Source organism: Phenylobacterium sp., assembly GCF_041916435.1.
GTDB lineage: Bacteria > Pseudomonadota > Alphaproteobacteria > Caulobacterales > Caulobacteraceae > Phenylobacterium.
The window spans coordinates 14100-34354 of sequence record NZ_JAYRZM010000011.1; the positions used below are offsets into that span (position 1 = coordinate 14100).

17 protein-coding genes are annotated in these 20255 nt (G+C 68.6%); 8 read left to right on the forward strand and 9 right to left on the reverse strand.

Annotation, left to right across the window (positions count from 1 at the left end):
• Nucleotides 1-3 precede the first annotated feature (3 nt).
• The 3 genes from ACE3TA_RS21895 to ACE3TA_RS21905 all read right to left on the reverse strand — a co-directional run bounded on the left by ACE3TA_RS21895 (nucleotide 4) and on the right by ACE3TA_RS21905 (nucleotide 2684).
• Nucleotides 4-549 carry a DUF2087 domain-containing protein gene (locus tag ACE3TA_RS21895; RefSeq protein WP_374346623.1) on the reverse strand — a complete coding sequence of 182 codons (546 nt, stop codon included), beginning with the start codon at nucleotides 547-549 and terminating at the stop codon, nucleotides 4-6.
• 218 nt (nucleotides 550-767) lie between these two features.
• Nucleotides 768-2174 carry an aldehyde dehydrogenase family protein gene (locus ACE3TA_RS21900; RefSeq protein ID WP_374346624.1) on the reverse strand — a complete coding sequence of 469 codons (1407 nt, stop codon included), beginning with the start codon at nucleotides 2172-2174 and terminating at the stop codon, nucleotides 768-770.
• 93 nt (nucleotides 2175-2267) lie between these two features.
• Nucleotides 2268-2684, reverse strand: coding sequence for a host attachment protein (locus tag ACE3TA_RS21905; protein WP_374346625.1), 417 nt, complete (start codon nucleotides 2682-2684; stop codon nucleotides 2268-2270).
• A 155-nt stretch (nucleotides 2685-2839) separates the two neighbouring features.
• Between ACE3TA_RS21905 and ACE3TA_RS21910 the strand changes: the two genes are divergently transcribed.
• Entirely contained in the window at nucleotides 2840-4147 is a 1308-nt protein-coding gene (locus ACE3TA_RS21910) for a M20/M25/M40 family metallo-hydrolase (RefSeq protein ID WP_374346626.1), read from the forward strand.
• Here ACE3TA_RS21910 and metC read toward each other — a convergent pair.
• Genes metC through ACE3TA_RS21935 form a run of 5 tightly spaced genes read right to left on the reverse strand, consistent with a single transcriptional unit; the run spans nucleotide 4144 to nucleotide 8877 of the window.
• Nucleotides 4144-5292: a cystathionine beta-lyase gene (gene metC / locus ACE3TA_RS21915; protein WP_374346627.1), complete on the reverse strand. Its 1149-nt coding sequence runs from the start codon at nucleotides 5290-5292 to the stop codon at nucleotides 4144-4146. The genes ACE3TA_RS21910 and metC overlap by 4 nt on opposite strands.
• A gap of 55 nt (nucleotides 5293-5347) precedes the next feature.
• Nucleotides 5348-5851 (reverse strand): GNAT family N-acetyltransferase, encoded by a 504-nt coding sequence (locus tag ACE3TA_RS21920; RefSeq protein ID WP_374576452.1) that lies wholly within the window; start codon nucleotides 5849-5851, stop codon nucleotides 5348-5350.
• Nucleotides 5848-6690 (reverse strand): 3-mercaptopyruvate sulfurtransferase, encoded by an 843-nt coding sequence (sseA, locus tag ACE3TA_RS21925; RefSeq protein WP_374576453.1) that lies wholly within the window; start codon nucleotides 6688-6690, stop codon nucleotides 5848-5850. Before sseA ends, ACE3TA_RS21920 begins: the two co-directional genes overlap by 4 nt.
• A complete protein-coding gene (locus ACE3TA_RS21930) occupies nucleotides 6690-7691 on the reverse strand; it encodes a cysteine synthase A (protein WP_374576454.1) in 1002 nt (333 codons plus the stop codon). Before ACE3TA_RS21930 ends, sseA begins: the two co-directional genes overlap by 1 nt.
• Nucleotides 7692-7734: 43 nt before the next feature.
• On the reverse strand, nucleotides 7735-8877 hold the full coding sequence (locus ACE3TA_RS21935) for a class I SAM-dependent methyltransferase (protein WP_374576463.1): 1143 nt from the start codon (nucleotides 8875-8877) through the stop codon (nucleotides 7735-7737).
• A 296-nt stretch (nucleotides 8878-9173) separates the two neighbouring features.
• On the opposite strand from ACE3TA_RS21935, the gene kdsA reads away from it, so the two are divergent.
• The 4 genes from kdsA (at nucleotide 9174) to ACE3TA_RS21955 (ending at nucleotide 13760) form a co-directional block, all read left to right on the forward strand.
• On the forward strand, nucleotides 9174-10019 hold the full coding sequence (gene kdsA / locus ACE3TA_RS21940) for a 3-deoxy-8-phosphooctulonate synthase (RefSeq protein ID WP_374576455.1): 846 nt from the start codon (nucleotides 9174-9176) through the stop codon (nucleotides 10017-10019).
• 42 nt (nucleotides 10020-10061) lie between these two features.
• Complete coding sequence (gene rfaE2, locus ACE3TA_RS21945; RefSeq protein WP_374576456.1) at nucleotides 10062-11522, forward strand: D-glycero-beta-D-manno-heptose 1-phosphate adenylyltransferase; 1461 nt, start codon at nucleotides 10062-10064, stop codon at nucleotides 11520-11522.
• Nucleotides 11519-12520: an ADP-glyceromanno-heptose 6-epimerase gene (gene rfaD / locus ACE3TA_RS21950; RefSeq protein WP_374576457.1), complete on the forward strand. Its 1002-nt coding sequence runs from the start codon at nucleotides 11519-11521 to the stop codon at nucleotides 12518-12520. The genes rfaE2 and rfaD overlap by 4 nt, the downstream gene beginning before the upstream one ends.
• Nucleotides 12521-12596: 76 nt before the next feature.
• Nucleotides 12597-13760, forward strand: coding sequence for a DUF3089 domain-containing protein (locus ACE3TA_RS21955; RefSeq protein ID WP_374576458.1), 1164 nt, complete (start codon nucleotides 12597-12599; stop codon nucleotides 13758-13760).
• Here the strand turns inward: ACE3TA_RS21955 and recG are convergent.
• Nucleotides 13744-15819: an ATP-dependent DNA helicase RecG gene (recG, locus tag ACE3TA_RS21960; RefSeq protein ID WP_374576459.1), complete on the reverse strand. Its 2076-nt coding sequence runs from the start codon at nucleotides 15817-15819 to the stop codon at nucleotides 13744-13746. The two genes, ACE3TA_RS21955 and recG, sit on opposite strands and share 17 nt — an antisense overlap.
• A 75-nt stretch (nucleotides 15820-15894) precedes the next feature.
• On the opposite strand from recG, the gene ACE3TA_RS21965 reads away from it, so the two are divergent.
• The 3 genes from ACE3TA_RS21965 to mfd form a co-directional block, all read left to right on the forward strand.
• Nucleotides 15895-16497 carry a hypothetical protein gene (locus tag ACE3TA_RS21965; protein WP_374576460.1) on the forward strand — a complete coding sequence of 201 codons (603 nt, stop codon included), beginning with the start codon at nucleotides 15895-15897 and terminating at the stop codon, nucleotides 16495-16497.
• A gap of 60 nt (nucleotides 16498-16557) precedes the next feature.
• The gene (locus ACE3TA_RS21970; RefSeq protein WP_374576461.1) at nucleotides 16558-16848 is read left to right on the forward strand and encodes a succinate dehydrogenase assembly factor 2; all 291 of its coding nucleotides are present in this window, start codon (nucleotides 16558-16560) and stop codon (nucleotides 16846-16848) included.
• Nucleotides 16838-20255: transcription-repair coupling factor (gene mfd / locus ACE3TA_RS21975; RefSeq protein WP_374576462.1), on the forward strand; the 3418-nt coding region annotated here is incomplete at its 3' end. The genes ACE3TA_RS21970 and mfd, both read left to right, overlap by 11 nt.

Genomic DNA, 20255 nt, shown 5'->3' on the forward strand with positions numbered 1-20255 from the left:
GGTTCAGGCCCGGCCCTTCAGGTCCAGCCGACGGATCAGGGCAAGCGCCTCCGGCGGCGGCCGGCGCTCTACCCGGCGATAGACCTTGCAGTCCGGGGTGCGCTCGACGAGTCCGGTGTTGACCAGCTCGCGGCGCAGGATCGCGTGGTCCCCGAACAGGTGGGCGGCCTGGATCAGGCGGTTGATCTCCGGCTCGCTCAGCGCCACGTCGGTCGGCAGGCGCGCCCACAACACCCACAGACACAGCTGTTGATGCGAGGTCTTGGCCGGCCAGCGGACCCACCGGCCCTGGGCGTCGAAGTGGCGGGCCATGCGCTCCACCAGCACCTGATCCGCCGGCTCGGACGCGGGCAGGGGCGTCTCCAGCCGCTCGCCGGCCGCGACCTGGGCGCGGAAGTGCTGGAAGTTCCGATAACCGGCCGCGCGGGCCAGGATGTTGAGCAGCTGGACGTGTCCGAGCTTTCGCTCAGTTTCACCGAGCTCACGCCCCAAGGCGCGGGCCAGGGCCGAGACGTCGTTCACGGCGAAGGGCAACAGGGTCTTGGACATCACTCATCCTCTGAGCGCGCCTGGGAAAATGTCGAGGGTCGCTGGCTTACGACGCGGCGCGGGACAAGTGCGGGCCGGAACTGAAGCTTGGCAGGTTTAGCTCCCCTCGCGGGGCAGCGACGCCTAGGTGAACTGCCGACCTTGGGCGTCGTTTTGGCCGAATTGGCCGGTTGAGACAAGTCGGGCGGCCGGCGCGAAGCCGACCGCCCAAAACCGCATCAGGCCTTAGCCATGTTGATGACGTGCATCTGGGTGAACTCGGACAGGCCTTCCTCGCCCAGCTCCGTGCCCACGCCCGACAGCTTGGCGCCGCCGAACGGGATGTTGGGGGCCAGGTCGGCGTGCTTGTTGATCCACACCGTGCCGGTGTTCATCTGGCTGGCCAGTTCCCAGGCCTTGTCCAGGTCCTTGGACCAGACCGAGCCACCCAGGCCGTATTCGGAATTATTGGCGCGCGCGACGGCGTCCATCCCGTCCTTGATCTTGATGACCGGCAGGACTGGGCCGAACTGCTCCTCGTCCACCAGCTTGGCGCCGTCGGTGATGTCCCGGACGATGGTCGGCTGGATGAAGTAGCCCTTCTCGGTGGCGCGGGCGCCGCCGGCGATGATCTTGCCGTCGGCCTTGGCGCTTTCGATGTAGCCCAGCACCTTCTCGAACTGGGTCTTGTTCTGGAGCGGGCCGAGGTTCACGCCCTGTTGCAGGCCGTCGCCGACCACAGCCGCCTTGGCTAGCTTGGCCAGCTCGTCGCACATCTCGTCATAGATGCTCTCGTGGACATAGGCGCGCTTGATGGCGATGCAGACCTGGCCCGAGTTCTGGAACGCGCCCTGGAAGATCTTCGGGGCGGCTTCCTTGGGATCATTGTCCGCCAGGACGATGGCGGCGTCGTTGCCGCCCAGCTCCAGGGTTACGCGCTTCAGGGCGTCGGCGGCGCCGGCCATGACCTTCTTGCCGGTCTCGGTGGAGCCGGTGAAGGAGACCTTGCGGATGTCCGGGTGGGCGGTGATCGCGCCGCCGAGGTCATTGGCGTCGGCGATGACGTTCAGCACGCCGGCCGGCGCCAGGTCCTTGACCAGCTCGGCGATGCGCAGGGTGGCGAGCGGCGTGGTGGCCGCCGGCTTCAGGATCACGGTGTTGCCGGCCAGAAGGGCCGCCGGGACCTTGAAGGCCATCAGGATCAGCGGGAAGTTCCACGGCACGATGGCGCCGACCACGCCCAGCGGACGGCGGCTGGCCACCACCTTCTTGTCGGCGGAGTCCTCGATGACCTTGGTCGGCAGATCGAGGCTGGCGAAATAGCGGAAGAAGGCGGCGCAGCCGAAGACTTCGCCCATGGCGTCGCCGATCGGCTTACCCTGTTCCTGGGTTAGGATGCGGGCCAGGTTCTGCAGGTCGTTCTGGATCGCATCGGCCATGGCGAGCAGGGCGGCCCGGCGCTCGTCGATGGGCTTGGCGGACCAGGCGGGGAAGGCGGCCTTGGCGGCGGCGACGGCTTGGTCGAGTTGCGCCTTGGAGGCGCGTGGGCACTCGGAGAGCACCTCTTCATTGGCCGGATTGATCACCGACATCGTGGAATCGCCGTCGACGAGTTTGCCGTCGATCAGCAGCTTGAACGGACCCATGCCGCATCTCCCTAATTGTGGCCCCATCTGCTCACGCTGACGTAGGGCGAATCAAGGGAGATGCGGCCGGGCTCTCCAGCAGGGTCGTCGCGCCTAGGCCGGCATGCGCAGCTTGTGCAGATGCTCCTTCAGGGTGCGGGCGTCTTCGTGGGTCCGGTCGTGCGGATCGGTGAGCTCAAGCTTGGCCGCGGCCTCGGTCTTGAGCGCGTCGCGCAGCACGCCCATGGCCTTCGGCGGGGCCATCAGCACCAGCTTGTCGAAGGCCTTCTTGCGGGCGGCCGCGTCGATGGCCTTGGCCAGGTCCTGCAGGAACTCCGCCTCGGCCGCCTGCTTGGGCGTACCCGCGCCGCTGTGAGCGGCGTGACGGTGGGCGTGGGAGAGGTCCTCGCCGCCATGCGCCTCGCGCCAGGCGGGCAGCTCCTTCAGGTCCCCGTGACGCTCGCGCTCTTCGAACACGCGGGCCTTGCCCCCGTCAGCGACGACGATCCAGGTGTGGTCTTGGGTGTCCATGGATTCCTCCTATCGCCCCTGACTTCGCCCACCGGATCCGCCCATGCCTTGATCGAGATCAGGCTTCGCCACTCAAGCTTGTGGACAGGCGCTTGAATTCACCGCCGACGCCGGGGAAAGTCCCCAGCCGTCCACGCTTGCAGTCCAGGTTCCCCATGCTTCGCCCCTTCGCCGCCGCGCTCGCCGCCACCTCTGTCCTCGCCCTGGCCGCACCGGCCGCCGCCGCGGGGCTGAACGCTCAGGAACAGAAGCTGGTCGCCGCCGCTGCGGCCGAGAACGCCCGCTCGCTGGCCCTGCTGGAAAAGCTGGTCAATGTGAACAGCGGCACCATGAACCTCGAGGGCGTCACCGAGGTCGGCAAGATGATGCGCGCCGAGCTGGAGCCCCTGGGCTTCAAGGTCGAGTGGATCCCGATGAAGGAGGTCGGCCGCGCCGGCCACATCGTCGCCACCCACAAGGGCTCGGGCAAGGGCAAGCGCATGCTGCTCATCGGCCACATGGATACGGTGTTCGAGAAGGACAGCCCGTTCCAGACCTTCGTGCGCAAGGGCGACATCGTTGAAGGCCCGGGCGTCAACGACATGAAGGGCGGCCTGGTCATCATGGTCGCCGCCCTGCGGGCCATGAAGGCGGCCGGCACGCTGAAGGACGCCGACATCAACATCGTGCTGACCGGCGACGAGGAACGCTCCGGCGATCCCGTCACCATCTCGCGTCGGGACCTGATCGCCGCCGCCACCCGCAGCGACCTGGCCCTGGAGTTCGAGGGCCTCGCCCAGGAAGACGGCAAGGACATGGGCTCCATCGCCCGTCGCTCCTCCAACACCTGGACGGTCAAGGTCACGGCCAAGCCCGGCCACTCCTCGGGCGTGTTCAGCGAACGGGCCGGCTTCGGCGCGATCTACGACCTGGCCCGCATCCTCGACACCTTCCGCCGCGATCTGCGCGAGCCCAATGCGACCTACAATGTGGGCCTGATCCTGGGCGGCGCGTCGGCCGACCTCAACGCCGACGAGACCGGCGGGACGGCCACCGGCAAGTCCAACATCATCGCCGCCACCGCGCTCGCGCGCGGAGACCTGCGCACCCTGTCCAACGACCAGACCGAGCGCATGGCCAAGAAGATGCGTGAGATCGTTGGCCAGAATCTGAACGGCGCCAAGGCCGAGCTGGAGTTTTCGGAAGGCTATCCGGCCATGGCCCCCACCGAGGGCTCCCGCAAGCTGCTCGGCAAGCTGAACGACGTGAACAAGGATCTGGGCCTCGCCGTCATGCCCGAGCTCGACCCGCTGAAGCGCGGCGCCGGCGACATCTCCTTTGTCGCGGACAAGGTCGACGGCCTGATCGGCCTGGGCGCCGCGGGCGAAGGTTCGCACGCCCCCGGCGAGACCATGGAAGTCGCCAGCCTGGACCGCCAGACCAAGCGAGCCGCCCTGCTGATGACCCGGCTGTCCCGCCCCTAAAGGGCGGCGAAGCCCCGCTCGAGATCGGCGATCAGATCGGCGGGGTCTTCCAGGCCGATATGCAGCCGCATGAGCGGGCCGGCATAGGTGCGGCGGTGACTGCGGCTGCGCAGTTGGTCGTCGCAGGAGATAGCCAGGCTCTCAAAGCCGCCCCAGGAGAAGCCGAGACCGAAGATCTCCAGGGCGTCCAGGAAGGCCTCGACCTTCTCAGGCGGGGTCGGCTGGAGCACGAAGCCGAAAAGGCCGCAGGTCCCGGTATAATCCCGCGCCCACAGGTCATGGCCGGAGGCGCCGGGCAGGGCGGGGTGCAGGACCTCGACGACCTCGGGGCGCGTGCGCAGCCACTGGGCGATCTTCAGGCCGTTCTCGCCGTGGCGGGCCATGCGGACCGACAGGGTCCGCAGCCCCCGGAGCATCTGATAGGCGTCCTCGGGCGCCACGGCCCAGCCCAGATGCAGCACGCCGTCATCGAGGGCTTTGGCGATGGCCGGGTCGGACGCCGCCGCCGAGCCCATGAACACATCCGAATGACCGCCCACATACTTGGTCAGGGCCTGGACGCTGATGTCGATCCCGTGAGCCAGGGGCTTGTAGATCAGGCCCGCGCCCCAGGTGTTGTCGGCCAGGGTCAGTATGCCCCGCGCCTTGGCCAGGCGGGCGATGGCCGCCATGTCCTGCATCTCGAAGCTCAGGGAGCCTGGGCTCTCCATCACGATGAGCCGGGTGGCCGGGCCGGCGCTGGCCACAAGGTCCTGCGGCGACTGGGCGGGGTCATAGTAGCGGGTCGTGACGCCGAAGCGCTTCAGCACCTGGTCGCAGAACCGCCGGGTGGGCTTGTAGATGGTGTCCACCACCAGCACCTCATCCCCGGCCTTCAGCACCGCCAGCATCGCCCCTGACAGGGCGGCGACACCGGAGGGATAGAGGGCCGCCCCGACAGCGCCTTCCAGCTCGCAGAGACCGGCCTTCAGGGCGTCGTGGGCGGCCAGGCCCTGGCGTCCGTAGGTCTGGAAGTGGTCGTCGTCATAGAGCGCCGCCGCATTGGGCAGCAGCACGGTCGAGCCCTTCTGGATCGGCGGAGCCACGGTCTTGACCAGGGGCTTGCCGGTCTCGCCGGTGTGGATCAGGCGGGTGTCTTCGGCCATGGCTCACGAGATCTCGATGCGGAGGCGTCCACTTAGGAGCGGCCGGGGGCGCGCATCAAGCCGTGTCGCGGAAGTCCAGCCGCATTGCGCACCTGTCGCTGAGGCCGCGCGCAGCTTCCCCGGCGAGGATGGAGGACAGCCGGTTGTCTGGCGCCTCCAGAATTCTATACCCAAGCCGCGCATAGAATGGCGCGTTCCAGGGAATGCTGCGAAAGGTGGTCAGGGTGGACCCGGATAGCCCGGCAGACCGGCCACGGGCCACGGCGTCGAGGACCAGGGCCGCCCCCAGGCCCCGCTTCTGCCAGTCGGTGTGAACGGACAGCTCCCAGACATGCAGGTCATCCACGGCCGGCCCGGCCTGAATGAACCCCCGGGGCGCGCCTTCGAGCTCAGCGACCCAGACCAGACCCGCCCCGATCAGCGACGGATAGGCGTCAGCCTCAGTTACGCCGTCGTCAGCGATCCAGGCCTGGGGCGTTCCCCGGAAGGCCTGGCCGGCGGATCGCTCGATCGTCGGCAGGTGCGGAATGTCTTCCTCTCGGGCCGGTCGCAGGATCAAGGACCGGTCACCACCTCAGTGTCGTCCCGCCCGCCCCATTCGCTCCAGGAGCCGTCATAGACCGGCACATCCCAGCGGCCGAGGCGCGCAAGGCCCAGGGCCAACACCGAGGCCGTGACGCCGGAACCGCAGGTGGTGACGACAGGATTGTCGAGATTAAGCCCAGAAGCCATGAAAATATCACGCACTTCTGCCTCAGACTTCATGCGCCCGTCGGGACCGATCAAGCTGTCGAACGGCGTGTTCAGGGCGCCTGGCATGTGACCGCCGCGAAGGCCCGCGCGGGGCTCGGGCGCCTCGCCCCGGAACCGCGCCGCGCCACGAGCGTCGAGCAGTTGGGCGGCGCCGGTGGCCAGCAACTGCTTCACCGCCGCCACGTCACGCACTAGTTCCGGCCGGAAGGCGGGGTCGATTACGGTGGGGGCCGGCGTGGCCGCGCCCGCCTCAGTCACACGCCCCTCAGCCAGCCAGGCCTTCAGGCCGCCGTCCAGCACCCGCACATTGTCGAAGCCCATGACCCGCAGGGTCCACCAGAGGCGGGCCGCTGCGCGGACGCCCCAGCTGTCATAGGCGACGATGACGCCCTGGCGCGACAGGCCGAGCTTGCCCGCCGCCTCGGCGAAGGCCTCCTGCGTCGGCAGCATGTGCGGCAGGTCGGTGGAATGGTCGGCGATGGCGTCGATGTCGAAGAAGACCGCGCCGGGGATATGCCGCTCCAGATATTCCGCGTGACCGCTCCGCCCCTCGGCCGGCAGGAACCAGCTGGCGTCCAGGATGCGCAGGTCGGCGTCGCCAAGGCGTTCGGCCAGCCAGGCGGTGGAGACGAGGGGATCAGTCATCAGCTCAGCCAGGGCGGGGTGGGCAGGCCGCGTTCGGCCAGGAAAGCGGGATTGAAGATTTTGCTCTGATACCGCGAGCCCTGGTCACACAGGATGGTCACGATGGTGTGGCCGGGCCCGAGATCCTTGGCCATACGGATGGCGCCGGCGACATTCACCCCGGTCGAGCCGCCCATCACCAGGCCCTCGTGTTCGACGAGGTCATAGATGGCCAGCAGCATCTCCTCGTCGCTGATCCGATAGGGATGGTCGACGCTCAACCCCTCGAGGTTGGCGGTGATCCGCCCCTGGCCGATGCCCTCGCTGATCGAGGTCCCCTCGGCCTTCAGCTCACCCTCGGTGTAATACGAGAAAAGCGAAGCGCCATGCGGGTCGGCGAGACCGATCTTGATGTCAGGGTTCCGGGCCCGCAACGCCTCGGCCACGCCGGCCAGGGTGCCGCCGGAGCCCACGGCGCAGATGAAGGCATCAACCTTGCCGCCGGTCTGGTCCCAGATCTCCGGCCCCGTGGTCTCCACATGGGCCAGGCGGTTGGCGATATTGTCGAACTGATTGGCCCAGATCGCCCCGTTCGGCTCCTTGGCAGCCAGCTCTTCGGCTAGCCGGCCGGAATAGCGGACATAGTTGTCAGGGTTGGAGTAGGGGACCGCGTCCACCTCCACCAGCTCCGCGCCCAGCAGTCGGATCGCGTCCTTCTTCTCCTGGCTCTGGGTCCGGGGGATCACGATGGTGGTGCGATAGCCCAGCGCCCCGCCGACCATGGCTAGGCCGATGCCAGTGTTGCCGGCGGTGCCCTCGACAATACGGCCACCGGGCTTGAGCAAGCCCCGTCGTTCGGCGTCCCGCACGATGAACAGGGCCGCCCGGTCCTTCACCGAGGCTCCCGGGTTCATGAACTCGGCCTTGCCGAGGATTTCACAGCCCGTGGCTTCGCTGGCGCGGCGCAGGCGGATGAGCGGCGTGTTGCCGATGGCGTCGAGGACGGTGGGTGCGATCGTCATCCCCGCTACTTAGGGCCGACAACGCGCCCGGACCAGAGGGGGCTCAGGCTTTGGCGAGGCCCAGTTGCACCACATCGGTCCGCCCGGTGCGGAAGCCGGCGTCGCAATAGGCCAGATAGAACTGCCAGAGCCTGCGGAACCGCTCGTCGAAGCCCAGCCGGCGGATATCCTCCCAGGCGCCGTCGAAGGCCCTACGCCAGGCCGCCAGGGTGTCGGCGTAGTCGCGTCCGAACCGGGTGATTCCGGTCCAGGCCAGGCCAGCCCGCGTCGTCTCGGCCTTCAAACGGGACTCCGAGGGCAGCATCCCGCCTGGGAAGATGTAGCGCTGGATGAAATCCGCCCGGCGCCGATAGTCCTCGAACATGCGGTCCTGGATGGTGATGATCTGCAGGCCCGCGCGGCCGCCAGGCGCCAGCACGTCGCGGATCTTGTCGAAATAGGTCGGCCAGTAGCGCTCGCCCACCGCCTCGAACATCTCGATGGAGGCGACCCGGTCGAACTGGCCCTCGACGTCGCGATAGTCGACCAGCCGGATCTCGACCTTCTCGTTCAGGCCCTGTTCGAACATCCGCCGTACCGCGAAGTCGTACTGCTCCTGGGAGATGGTGACGCCCGTCACCCGCGCGCCGACCTCCTTGGCCGCGAACTCGGCGAACCCGCCCCAGCCGCAGCCGATCTCCAGCACATGGTGGTCTGACGCCAGGCCCATCTCCTCAGCCAGGCTGCGGTACTTGTGAGCCTGCGCCTCCACCAGAGGCTGACCCGGATAGGCGAAGCGGGCCGAGGAGTAGGTCATGCTGGGGTCGAGCCAGCGGGAATAGAAGGCGTTGCCCAGGTCGTAGTGCGCGTGAATATTCTTGCGCGAACCTTCCCGCGTGTTGGCGTTCAGGGCGTGGAAGACCCGGTTGGCCAAGCCGGCCAGGACGTTACCCTCGGTCACCAGCTTCAGGCGTTCGAAATTGAGCGCAAAGGCCGACAGCACCGCCGTCAGGTCCGGCGTATCCCATTCCCCGGCCATATAGGCCTCGGCGAAGCCGATATCGCCGGCGAACAGGGCGCGACGGATGAAGCGATAGTCCTTGATCTGCACGATGGCGTCGGGGCCGGGGAGGGCGCCCTGCAGCGGCAGGGGCGCTCCGCGCGGCGTCACAAAGGTCAGCCGGCCGGCCTCCCAGTTGCGGGCCATCGCCCGCAGGGCGGTGCGGAACAGCAAGGGAGAGTCGGCCAGTTCCGGGAGGCTGCGAAAACTGCGAGCGTCGCGGGCGGCGATAGCGAGAGACGATTGTTCGAGTGGCGACATGACCACAACCCTCGATAACTAGGACAACCTACACCCAAACGCTTCAGGCGGCGACTCGGTTGGCGGTCGCCCATCGGTTACGGCGGAGCCGGCCGCCGGGATGCGGCGGAATGGAATTGAGACTTGTGGAGCGGGCCAGCGCGCGCCACTTAGGCCCCTTCCAACACCTTGAGGAAAAGCCCATGGCCGTGCTGGCGCTCGACAAGTGGAACATCGCGTTCGGCGGGGACAATCCGCTCGTCGTCATCGCCGGCCTGAACGTGCTGGAAGACCTCGACCTGGCCCGCCGCGTCGCCGAGCACCTCAAGACGGTCACAACCGAGCTCGGCCTGCCCTATGTGTTCAAGGCCAGCTTCGACAAGGCCAACCGCTCCTCGATCCATAGCTATCGTGGGCCGGGCCTGGAGAAGGGGCTGGAGATGCTCGCGGCCATCAAGGCCGAGTTCAACCTGCCCATCGCCACCGACCTGCATGAGATCGACCAGGCCGAGCCCGTCGCCGCCGTCGCCGACCTGGTGCAGATCCCGGCCTTCCTGTGCCGCCAGACTGACCTGGTGATCGCCGCCGCTCGCGCCACCCAGGCCGCCGGCGGCCTGCTGCACGTCAAGAAGGGCCAATTCCTGGCGCCCTGGGACTGCCGCAACATCCTCGACAAGATCAAGGAAGCGGTCGGCCAGGATATGACGATCCTGTGCGAGCGGGGTAACTCGTTCGGCTACAACAACCTGGTGGTCGACATGCTGGGCATTGAGGAGATGCAGAACCTCGGCGCCCCGGTGACCATCGACGCCACCCACGCCGTGCAGCTGCCGGGCGCCAACCCCAAGTCCAACGGCGCCTCGACCGGCGGCCGGCGCAGCGGCGTCCCGATCCTGGCCAAGGCGGCGGTCGCCGCAGGCGCCGACGGCGTGTTCCTAGAATTCCACCCCGACCCTGAAAAGGCGCTGTGTGACGGGCCGAGCTGCCTGCCGCTGGACGGCGCCGCAGAGCTGCTGAAGACCCTGAAGGCCATTCGGGCCGTGCGCTGACCGCGGCTTGACCGGAACGTCTGCGAGCGCCAGAGGCTGATCATGGACCTGTCAAACCTTCAGACCCTGCTGGCCCGCCTGAGCGGCGCCCGCGTCCTGTGCGTCGGCGACGTCATGGTCGACCGTTTCGTGTATGGCGATGTCACCCGGGTGTCGCCCGAAGCGCCGATCCCGGTGCTGGCCCGCTCGCGCGAGATCGTCATGCTGGGCGCGGCCGGCAATGTGGCGCGCAATGTCGCCGCCCTGGGGGGCGAGGTTTCGCTGATCGGCCTGGTCGGCGGCGACGCCGAGGGCCACGAGGCCATGCGCCTGGTCGGCGCCGACACCGGGGTCGAGGGTTTCCTGCTTACCGACCCGTCGCGGCCGACGACGCTCAAGACCCGCTTCGTCTCCGGCGGCCAGCAGCTGCTGCGCGTCGACCTGGAAGAGAGCCGACCGGCGGAGGGCGAGGTCGAGCAGCGCCTGATCCGCACCATCCGCGACGTGGCGACCGGGTGCGGTGTGATCCTGTTGTCCGACTACGGCAAGGGCGTTGTCACCGACGCGGTGATCGCCGCAGTGCGCGAGGCCGGTGTTCCGGTGATCGTCGACTCCAAGGCCCGCAGCTTCCGCCGCTATGGCGCGGTCGACATGATCAAGCCGAACGCCGCCGAACTGGCCTTCGCTACCGGCCTGCCCACGGGAACCAACACCGAGATCGAGGCGGCCCTGGCCCACGCCCTGTCCCTGTGCGAAGCCAAGGCGATCCTGGTCACCCGCGCGGCCAAGGGCATTTCGCTGGGCGTCCGTGGCGAGCCGGTCCGGCATTTTCCCGGCGTGCCTCGGGAGGTGTTCGACGCCTCCGGCGCCGGCGACACCACCATCGCCGCCCTAGGCCTGGCGCTCGCCTCCGGCACGCGGATCGAGGACGCCATCACCTTCGCCATGCTGGCCTCCGGCGTGGCTGTGACCAAGGCCGGCACCGCGGTCGTGACGCCGGAAGAGCTGACAGAGGCCTCCATCACCGCCCACCTGGCGCCGGCCGAGGCCAAGATCGCCACGCCCCAGCGGCTGGCCGACGAGGTTGCGCGCTGGCGGGCCAAGGGCCTGCGCGTCGGCTTCACCAACGGCTGCTTCGATATCCTGCACCGCGGGCACGTGGCCTATCTCAACCAGGCCCGGACCTGGTGCGACCGCCTGATCGTCGGCCTCAACTCCGACCGCTCGGTGAAGGCGCTGAAGGGCGAGGGCCGTCCGGTCAATGACCTGGAGAGCCGCGCCCTGGTGCTGGCCGGTTTGGCCTGCGTCGACCTGGTCGCGCCCTTCGACGAGGACACCCCGCTGAAGCTGATCGAGGCCGCCCGGCCCGACGTGCTGATCAAGGGCGCGGACTATTCGGAAGACCAGGTGGTGGGCGCGGCCCAGGTCCGCAGCTGGGGCGGGGAGGTGAAGCTCGCCCAACTCGTCGACGGCTATTCCACGACCGCGGCCATCGCGCGGATGACGGCAAAGGACGACCAATGACCCGTCGCATCATCTTCGTCACCGGCGGGGCCGGCTTCATCGGCTCCAACATCGTCGCCAAGCTGGCGCAGGACCAGGACCTGGATGTGGTGGTCTGCGACTGGCTGTTCGAGGCTGACCTCGGCAAGTGGCGCAACATCGCCAAGCACCCGATCGGCGACTTCGTGGCGCCCGAGGCCATGTTCGACTGGCTGGAGAAGCGCTGGCGCGACATCGAATGCGTGGTCCACATGGGCGCGGTGTCGTCCACGACCGAGCCGGACGCCGACAAGATCATCCACTCCAACTTCACCCTCAGCCGCGACCTGTTCCGCTGGTGCGCCGACCGGCAGCGCCGGTTGATCTACGCCTCTTCGGCCGCCACCTATGGCGACGGCGCCCTGGGCTTCGAGGACAAGGACGACTTTACATCGCTGTCGGCCCTGCGCCCCCTGAACACCTATGGCTGGTCCAAGGCCCTGTTCGACGTCTTCGCCGCCCGCCAGGCCGCCCGGGGCTATGCGCCGCCGCAGTGGACCGGGCTGAAGTTCTTCAACGTCTATGGGCCGAACGAAGAGCACAAGGACTCCATGAAGTCCGTCGCCGCCCAGATCTGGCCGAAGGTTCGCGACGGCCTGGACATCCAGCTCTTCAAGTCGCACCGCCCCGACTATGCGGACGGCGGTCAACTTCGCGACTTCGTCTATGTCCGCGATGTCGCGGATATCGTCGCCTGGCTGGTCAACTCGCCGGACGTGAGCGGGGTCTACAACCTGGGCTCCGGCAAGGCCCGGTCCTTCGCCGACATGGCCAAGGCGGTGTTCGCCGCTGCGGGCAAGCCGGCCAAGATCGACTACATCCCCATGCCGCCCGCCATCCGGGACAAGTACCAGTACTTCACCGAGGCCCGGATGGAGCGCCTGGCCGCCGCCGGCTACAACCAGCCGATGACCTCGCTGGAAGACGGCATCACCGACTACGTCCAGACCTATCTCTCGTCGTCGGACCCGTATCGCTAGGCTGATGCTGGCGGTGCGGGCCGGGCTCCTATAGCTAGGGAGCATGGCGGATCGTCCCTTGAAGCGGTGGATCTTCTTGCTCGCGGCCGTACTGACGGTCGTGCTGGCGCTCTCGGCCTATGTCTGGCGCATCGACATCCTGCGCACCGGGCTTGATCCCAAGCAGCCGTTCCAGATCTACAGCCCACCGGCCGCGCCAGACTACAGCCGTCCCGAAGCCTGGGCTCTGCTGCCCGCGCACCCGGAGACCTGGACCACAGCCGATCCGCCGGCAGACATCTTTTTCCTCGGCCCCACAGCCTATAACGGCGGCGCGCACTGGAACGCCCCCATTGATGACCGCAAGGTCGACCGCCAGTTCCGCCAGGTCTTCGCGCCCAACTACGCCGGGCCATTCCAGCGCACCGGGCGGCTATTCGCCCCGCGCTATCGCCAGGCCAGCCTCTACACCCTGATGACCCTGCGCGAGGACGCCCGCGAGGCGCGCCGCTTCGCCTATGCTGATGTCGCCGAGGCCTTCCGTCGCTATATCTCCGCCTACAATTCCGGCCGCCCCTTCGTCATCGTCGGTGTGGAGCAGGGGGGCACCCTGGCCGCGCGCCTGCTGGCCGAGGAGATCGCCGCCAAGCCGGAGATCAAGGCCCGCTTGGCCGGCGCCTATCTGATCGAGGCGGCCACCCCCGCGGACGCGCCGCCGATCACCCCGTGCCTGCGGCGGCAAGAGGCCGGCTGCCTGGCGGCCTGGGTCTCGGCCTACAGCGATGATCCGCAGCGCGCCAAGGACGTGGTCGACCGGGCCCTGGTCTGGGGTGACGGCGCCCAGCTGGAGAACCTGCACGGCCGCAAGCCCCTGTGCTTCAATCCGCTGATCGGCGGCACGACCACGGCGCTCGCCCCGGCCAAGCTCGGCCTGGGCGCCGCCAACGCCACGGGGCTGGAGTGGGGCGCGCGTCCGCCGTTCCTGACCCGTCAGGTCCAGGCCCAGTGCAAGGACGGGGTGCTGCGCATCTCGCGCCCCAAGGCCAGCATGCTGAAGCGCCAGGGCGACTGGATGGACCGGCAGAAAGCGCCTGGATTCAACCTATTCTACGCTGATCTTGAGGAAGACTCGAAGGCGCGGGTCGCCGCCCTACTGGCCGATCCCGACTTCAGGCGGCCCGCTCCGGCCATCGCCGGCAGCATCGCGCTCGCCCCGTCGCCGGTCTACGCCCTGAACGGCCGGGTCATCCGGCGTCCTTGAGCGGTGACGCCGGGCGCCAGTCGAACAGCTCCTGCAAGACGCTCACCGCCTGACCCCGCGGGCTCTTCAGCCCCGGATCGCGAGCCAGGATCAGCCGGGCGTCATCGCCGGCCACGGCGATCAGGTCTCGGTGGGCGAAGGGATCGGCGAACACATAGGCCGGAAAGCCGGACTGCTTCAGGCCCAAGGCGTCGCCGCCGCCGCGCAGCTCCAGGTCCGTCTCGGCGATCTGGAAGCCGTCATCGGTGCGCCGCAGGATATCCAGCCGCTTCTGGGCGGTCTCCGACAGCGGTGGATCATAGAGGAGGACGCAGGAGCTCTCGCGCCGCCCACGGCCCACCCGGCCCCGCAGCTGGTGCAGCTGGGCGAGGCCAAATCGCTCGGCCTGTTCGATGACCATGATGGTGGCGTTGGGCACGTTGACGCCGACCTCGACCACAGTCGTCGCCACCAGCACGCCGATCTTGCCGTCGGCGAAATCGGCCATGACCGTGTCCTTCTCAGCCCCGGTCATCTTGCCGTGCACCAGCCCCACGGTCGGCCCGATCCGGTGGCGCAGCTCCTCGGCCCGCTTCTCCGCCGCCTTGAGGTCGACCAGCTCGCTTTCCGAGACCAGCGGGCAGATCCAGAAGGCCTGGGCTCCCTCGGCGACGACGGCCCGCAGGCGGGCCTCCACCTCCTCCACCCGACCCATGGGCACAGCACGGGTAGCTACCGGCGTACGGCCCGGCGGCTTCTCATCAATGCGGCTGACGTCCAGGTCGCCGTAGAGGGTCAGTTCCAGGGTGCGCGGGATCGGCGTCGCTGACATGGCCAGCAGGTGCGTCGCCTCGCCCTTGGCCTGCAGACGCTGACGCTCGGCTACGCCGAACCGGTGCTGCTCGTCGATCACCGCGAACTGCAGGCGATGGAAGGCCACATCATCCTGGAACAGGGCGTGGGTGCCCACCGCGACCTGAACCTCGCCGCCGGCCAGGGCGCGCAGCTTCTCGGCCCGACTCGCGCCCTTATCACGGCCGGTCAACAGCACCGCCTTGATCCCCTGGGCCGCCAAGGGGCCGCCCAGGGTCTCGAAGTGCTGGCGGGCCAGGATCTCGGTCGGGGCCATCAGGGCGCTCTGCCCGCCGCCGGCCGCCACATCGGCCATGGCCAGCATGGCCACCACGGTCTTGCCCGAGCCCACATCCCCCTGGACCAGCCGGCTCATCCGCTCGCCGCTCGCCAGGTCGCCACGGATCTCCGACAGCGCGCGGCGCTGGGCGTTGGTCAGCTTGAAGGGCAGGGCGGCCTCGACCCCGTCGGCCAGGGGTGCGGCCGCGATCTTCGCCGCGGGCTCGCGGCGTCGGTCGGCCTTGCGCTGGGCCATGGCCAGCTGGTGGGCCAGAAGTTCGTCATAGGCCAGGCGACGCACATGCGGCGCTGTAGGCTGCAGGTCGGCCTCGGTCGCCGGGCTATGCAGACGGATCAGGGCCTCCTTCCACGACGGCCAGCCCTGGCGCTCCAGCCAGGCGGGATCCTGCCATTCGGTGAGGTCCGGGGCGCGATCCAGGGCCTCATGGGCGAAGCGACGCACCGTGCGCGCCGGCAGACCGGCCGTCGCCGGATAGACCGCCTCCAGCTCCGGGATGTCCGCCGCCCGCTCGGGCGCCACGATGTAGTCAGGATGCGGCATCTGCAGTTCCGACCCGAACCGCTCGACCTTGCCCGACACCAGCCGCTTGGCGCCCACCGGGTTCTTCTCGGCCACCGAACCGCCGAACCCGCCAAAGAAGACCAGGGTCAGGTACCCCGTGCCATCAAAGGCGCGAAGCTTCCAGGGCTGCTGCGGACCGCGCGGCTTCTGATGTTCGTCGATCTCCACCTGGAAGGTCTGCACCTCGCCCTCGACCGCGGAGGCCACCGTCGCCGGCCGGCGGCGCACCACGGAATGCGGGGCCAGGAACAGCACGTCGCGGACAATCGGCCCGGCAAGCTTCTCGAGCAGCGGCGCCACGCGCGGCCCGACGCCTTTCAGCGTCTTCACCGGGGCATAAAGGGGGAACAGAATCTCGGGCCGCATGCGGCCATCATAGCGATCTGGCTGGACCTTGGCCCGCGTCCATGATGGGGTTCGGGCCGCAACCTGGGGAGCGACATGCGAAACATCTCGACCATGGCGGGCCTCGCGGTCCTGCTGGGCGCCTGCAGCCCGCAAAAGACCGACCAGGCTCCCGCCGCGCCCGCGCCAGCCCCGGCGGCGGCCCCCGTCCAATCCACGGCGCCGCCCGTCCTGTCCGGCTTTTCCCACGTGAAGGGCGAAGACCTGTTCGGCTACTACATGCCGACCCAGGAGGTGAAGGTCGGCGCCTACACCCTGCAGAACCTCTCGATCCTGCCCGAGGAGGACTTCGTGAAGTGGGAGGCGGGCGAGCGCACCGCCACCTCCAGCCCGATCATGCTGGACTTCGCCGACGAGAGCTCCCAGCAGGGTGAGACCGAGCTCGGCCAGCCCAACTACACCCGCACCATTCGCGTGCTGGCCAGGGCCTACAAGGTGGGCGGCGGGGACTTCCGTTTCGTCGGCGTGGATCCCGTCCTGGGCGACATCCAGATCGACGGGACGTTCAACCTCGACAAACTGAAGGCCAATCAGGCCCAGGGGCCCAACGGCTCGGATGAGCCGGTGCTGATGACCGGCGCTCGGTTCGGCGCCCAGGTGTTCAAGACTCTGTCCTTCTCCTGGTTCGGCGGCGACTGAGGCCCCGGCCTCTCATCCTCTGGCGTCCGGAGGCGCGCCGCTCTATATCCCGCCTCTCCGATGACCCAAGATGACATCCGACTGAAGCGGTTGAAGTACCGCGCCTGGCACCGCGGCTTTCGCGAGGCGGACCTGATCCTCGGTCCGTTCGCGGATCGCTATGCAGAGACTTTCACGGCCGAGCAACTCGACAGCCTCGAAGCCTTGCTGGAACACCCGGACCAGGACCTCTACGAATGGATCGTCGAACGCACGCCAACGCCACCTGAAGTGGACGGCGAAATGATGCGTCTGATCAAACAGTTCCGGTTCGATGCTTTCGAGTCCCGCGGGGGGCCGCATGGCGGCTGACGGCTTTCGGGCGCCCACCCAGGCCGAGACCCGCCGCATCGCCCAGGACCCTGGCCGCCTCGACCTGATCGGCGCGCCGGAGGGCTTCGACGCCCTGGTCATGGCCGACATCCTCAAGGCCCGCGGCGGCCTGTCGGTGTTCGTGGCCCGGGACGGCTCGCGCCTGTCGGCCTTCATCGACGCCTTCCGATTCTTCGCCGGCGGCGTGGAAATCCTGCAGTTCCCGTCCTGGGATTGCCTGCCCTATGACCGCGCCGGCCCGTCACCGGGCGTCGCCGCCCAGCGCATGACCACCCTGGCGCGCCTCGCCCAGGGCCTGGACGCCAAGAAGCCCGTTCTGCTGGTGGCCTCCGTCGCCGCCATGATCCAGCGCGTGCCGCCCAAGGCCTCGGTCACCGGCGCCACCTGGTCGGCCAGGGTCGGCAACGCGGTCGAGATCGCCGACCTGGAACGCTATTTCGCGGTCAACGGCTATCAGCGCGCCTCCACCGTCTCGGAAAAGGGCGAGTTCGCCATCCGCGGCGGCGTCATCGACGTCTATCCGCCCAGCGCCGAGGAGCCCGTCCGCCTGGACCTGTTCGGCGACACGCTGGAATCCATCCGCGCCTTCGATCCTGAGACCCAGCGCTCCACCAAGCAGCTCAAAGACGTCACCCTGCTGCCGGTGAGCGAGGCCCTGCTGGACAAAGACGCCATCGCCCGCTTCCGCCGCGGCTACGTGGAGGCCTTCGGCGCCCCCGGTGGCGACCCGCTCTATGAAACGGTCAGCGAGGGCGGACGCCGCGCCGGCATGGAGCACTGGCTGCCGCTGTTCTACCCGGACATGGCGACACTGTTCGACTACCTGCCGGACAGTGCCCTGATCGGGGTCGACCACCTGGCCGCCGAGGCCCGCGAAGAGCGCATGGCGATGATCGCCGACGCCTTCGACGCTCGCGCCCAGGCCGACCGCAAGGTCCACTACCACCCGCTGGAGCCCGATCGGCTCTATCTGGATGACGAGGAATGGCGCGCCCGCCTGGCGGAACGCCCGACCCGCCGGTTCTCCGCCTTCAACCAGGCCGAGGGTGACACGGTGATCGACATGGGCGCGCGCCTGGGCCGCGCCTTCGTCGCCGAGCGCCAGCAGGACTCGGTCAACCTGTTCGAGGCCACCGCCGATCATGCGCGGCGCCTGATCACGGGCGGCAAGCGCGTCCTGTTCGCCTCCTGGTCCGAGGGCTCGTCGGAACGCCTGGGCGTGATGCTGGCCGACCACGGCCTGAAGGACGCCGCCTTCGCGCCCTATTGGGACGCCGCTAAGGCCGCCGATCCGAAGAAGCCCCAGCGGGTGGTCCTGCCGCTGGAGTCCGGGTTCGAGACCGAGACCCTGGCGGTCATCTCCGAGACCGACATCCTCGGCGACCGCCTGGCCCGGCCGCGCCGCCGCCGGCGAGCCTCGAACTTCCTGGCCGAGGCCTCGTCGCTCACGCCGGGTGATCTCGTCGTCCATATCGACCACGGCATCGGCCGTTATGCGGGCCTGAAAACCCTTGAGGTCCAGGGCGCGCCCCACGACTGCCTGGAACTGCAGTACGGCGGCGAGGCCAAGCTCTACCTGCCGGTTGAGAACATCGACCTGCTGACCCGCTATGGCGCGGAAGGCGAGGGGGTCCAGCTCGACCGGCTCGGCGGCGCCGCCTGGCAGGCCCGCAAGGCGCGCGCCAAGGAACGGCTGCGCGAAATGGCGATGGGCCTCATCCGCATCGCCGCGGAGCGGGAGCTCAAGTCTACGGACCCGGTGGATCCGCCGCATGGCGTGTTCGACGAGTTCTGCGCCCGCTTCCCCTACGAGGAAACCGAGGACCAGCTGGCCGCCATCCACGAGATCCTCGAGGACCTCACCGGCGGCAAGCCGATGGACCGGCTGATCTGCGGCGACGTCGGCTTCGGTAAGACCGAGGTCGCCCTGCGCGCCGCCTTCGTCGTGGCCATGAGCGGCCAACAGGTGGCCGTGGTCGCGCCGACGACCCTGCTCGCCCGCCAGCACTTCAAGACCTTCTCCGAACGCTTCCAGGGCTGGCCGGTGAAGGTCCGCCGCCTGTCGCGGATGGTGCCCGCCAAGGAGGCCGCCGAGACCCGCGAAGGCCTGAAGAAGGGCGAGATCGAGGTGGTGATCGGCACCCACGCGGTGCTGAGCAAGCAGGTCGAGTTCAAGAACCTCGGCCTGGTCATCGTCGACGAGGAGCAGCACTTCGGGGTCAAGCACAAGGAGAAGCTCAAGGAGCTTCGCGCCGACGTGCACATGCTGACCCTGACCGCCACGCCGATCCCGCGCACCCTGCAGATGGCCCTGTCCGGCATCCGCGAGATGTCGATCATCGCCACGCCGCCGGTCGATCGCCTGGCGGTGCGCACCTACATCACGCCCTTCGACGCTGTGGTCATCCGTGAGGCCCTGCTGCGCGAGAAGTATCGTGGCGGTCAGGCCTACTACGTCACTCCGCGCATCTCCGACCTGCCGGAGCTGGAGCGGTTCCTGCGCGAGCAGGTGCCGGAAGTCCGCTTCGTGGTCGGCCACGGCCAGATGGCGCCGACCCAGCTCGAAGAGGTGATGACCGCCTTCTACGACGGCCAGTACGACGTGCTCCTGTCGACCACCATCGTGGAGAGCGGCCTGGATATCCCCACGGCCAACACCATGGTCATCCACCGGGCCGACATGTTCGGCCTGGCCCAGCTCTACCAGCTGCGCGGCCGGGTCGGCCGGGCCAAGGCCCGCGCCTACGCCTACATGACCACCCCGGCCGAGAAGCAGATCACCCTGTCGGCCGAGCGTCGTCTGAAGGTGCTGCAGTCCCTGGACAGCCTGGGCGCCGGCTTCCAGCTGGCCAGCCACGACCTGGACCAGCGCGGCGGCGGCAACCTGCTGGGCGAGGAACAGTCCGGCCATATCCGCGAGATCGGGGTCGAGCTCTATCAGCAGATGCTGGAGGACGCGGTCGCCGAGCTGAAGATCCTGGCCGGCAAGGAAGGCCTGGTCGAGGACCGCGGCTGGTCGCCCCAGATCAACACCGGCGCGGCCGTGCTGATCCCCGAGGCCTATGTGCCCGACCTGAACGTCCGCCTGGCCCTCTATCGCCGCCTGTCCGAGGCCGAGCAATCGGGCGAGCGCGAAGCCCTGGCCGCCGAGCTGATCGACCGCTTCGGGCCGCTGCCGCCCGAGGCCGGCCAGCTGCTCAAGGTCGTCGCCATCAAGGGCCTGTGCCGCGAAGCCAACGTCGCCAAGATCGACGTCGGACCGAAGGGCGCCGTGGTCACCTTCCGCAATGACGACTTCAAGAACCCCGGCGGCCTGATCGGCTTCGTGGCCAAGAACCAGGTCGCCTGGAAGGTCCGCCCGGACAACAAGGTGGTCGTGAAGGGCG